The sequence below is a fragment of the Nocardia neocaledoniensis genome (genome assembly GCF_029868625.1).
Taxonomy (GTDB): Bacteria; Actinomycetota; Actinomycetes; order Mycobacteriales; family Mycobacteriaceae; genus Nocardia; species Nocardia neocaledoniensis_A.
In genome coordinates, this window is the sequence record NZ_JARWOJ010000241.1 from 1 (window position 1) to 2309 (window position 2309).

The following is a 2309-nucleotide window of genomic DNA, read 5'->3' on the forward strand; positions in this document are numbered from 1 at the left end:
GTCGTGGTGAGTTTGGTCTATCGTCAACGCCTGCCCTAGCACAGCAACCCCCCCTTGTGAGTAGTCGCAACGGCGCGACCCAGGCGCGGGGCACACGAACCCGAACAGAAATGTTGGACCCAATTTCGAACCTAACAAACCCCACGGTCGAGTCCGAGGGCGGCCTGGGCACAACGGCCCCCCAGGCCACCGGCGTGCGCGCGCTCACCTCAGCTGCTAATCGAAACACCGCCCGCCCCCCCCCTCCCCGCGGTGGGGGGGGACGAGCCATTTCAGGGGTAAGGTCGCCCAGAAGTTCCCAGGCCACGATGGCCGGGAACCCGCGGCGCCGGCCGCCGTGGACGCAGCTACCCAAGCGCGCAAGGTATAAACGTCACTGGTGGCGATGTGCGTACGTCGCGCCGTCTGCCCCAGCCGCGTACCGAGCGGACCTCCCGACGCGCGGATCAAGAAGGAAGGTGTTCGCCGGTGGCAACACGAGACCGCAGTTCAGCCGACCAGGGGCGTCCCCTGCGTCGTCTCGTGATCGTCGAGTCCCCGACGAAGGCCCGCAAGATCGCGCCCTACCTGGGCCGCAACTACACCGTCGAAGCCTCGGTGGGCCACATCCGTGACCTGCCGCGCGGCGCCGCCGACGTCCCGGCCAAATACAAGGGCCAGTCCTGGGCGCGCCTCGGCGTCGACGTCGATCACGACTTCGAGCCGATCTATGTCGTCAGCCCGGACAAGAAGGCCAAGGTCTCCGAGCTCAAGAGCCTGCTGGCCGACGCTGACGAGCTCTACCTCGCCACCGACCCCGACCGCGAGGGTGAGGCCATCGCCTGGCACCTGCTCGAGACGCTCAAGCCGAAGGTCCCGGTCCGCCGGATGGTCTTCCACGAGATCACCGAGCCCGCCATCCTCGCCGCCGCCGCCGACACGCGCGACCTCGACACCGATCTGGTCGACGCGCAGGAGACCCGCCGCATCCTGGATCGCCTCTACGGCTACGAGGTCAGTCCGGTGCTGTGGAAGAAGGTCATGCCCCGGCTCTCGGCCGGCCGCGTGCAGTCCGTCGCGACCAGGGTGATCGTGCAGCGTGAACGCGAGCGCATCGCGTTCCGCTCCGCCGAATACTGGGATATCGCAGCCAAGCTCGACGCCGGTGTCGACGAGTCGTCGGATTCGACGAACCCGCGCACCTTCGGCGCGCGACTGGTGCAGGTCGAGGGCGCGCGCGTCGCGTCGGGCCGCGATTTCGGTTCTGACGGCCAGCTCAAGACCGCGTCGGGCGTCGTCGTGCTGGACGAGGCGTATGCCCGCCGGCTCGCCGAATCGCTCGACGGCGTCGACCTGGTGGTCAGCTCAGCCGAGGCCAAGCCGTACACGCGCAAGCCGTACCCGCCGTTCATGACCTCCACGCTGCAGCAGGAGGCGGGCCGCAAGCTGCGGTTCAGTTCCGAGCGCACCATGCGGGTCGCGCAGCGGCTGTATGAGAACGGCTACATCACCTACATGCGAACCGACTCCACGACGCTGTCGGAGTCGGCGATCGCCGCGGCCCGCTCGCAGGCCACCCAGCTCTACGGCCAGGAGTACGTGTCGCCGACGCCGCGGCAGTACAACCGCAAGGTCAAGAACGCGCAGGAGGCACACGAGGCGATCCGCCCGTCGGGTGATGTCTTCATGACCCCCGGCCAGCTGCACTCGAAGGTCGACCAGGACGAGTTCCGGCTCTACGAGCTGATCTGGCAGCGCACCGTCGCCTCCCAGATGGCCGACGCGCGAGGCACCACGCTGACCCTGCGCATCACCGGCACCGCGGGCACCGGCGAGGAGTGCGTGTTCTCGGCCTCGGGCCGCACGATCACCTTCCCCGGCTTCCTGAAGGCCTACGTCGAGAGCGTCGACGAGGAGGCGGGCGGCCAGTCCGACGACGCCGAGTCCCGGCTCCCCGCGCTGGAGGAAGGTCAGGGCGTCACCGCCGTCGAGCTGACTCCCGACGGGCACAGCACCAACCCGCCCGCGCGCTACACCGAGGCCTCGCTGATCAAGACGCTCGAGGAACTCGGCATCGGCCGCCCCTCGACCTACGCCTCGATCATCAAGACCATCCTCGACCGCGGGTACGTCTACAAACGCGGCAGCGCCCTCGTGCCGTCGTGGGTGGCGTTCGCGGTGGTCGGCCTGCTCGAAGCGTATTTCGGCAGGCTCGTCGACTTCGACTTCACCGCCGCCATGGAAGACGACCTCGACGCGATCGCCGGTGGCCGCGAGCAGCGCGGAAACTGGTTGTCCAGCTTCTACTTCGGTGGCGATCACGGTGCCGA

The 2309-nt window shown here is 68.4% G+C and carries 1 protein-coding gene; it reads left to right on the top strand.

What is annotated here, in order from left to right; translation table 11 throughout:
• Positions 1-468: 468 nt before the first annotated feature.
• Positions 469-2309, top strand: a 1841-nt coding sequence (topA, locus tag QH270_RS18920; RefSeq protein ID WP_280344174.1) for a type I DNA topoisomerase, incomplete at its 3' end; no start/stop codon positions are given.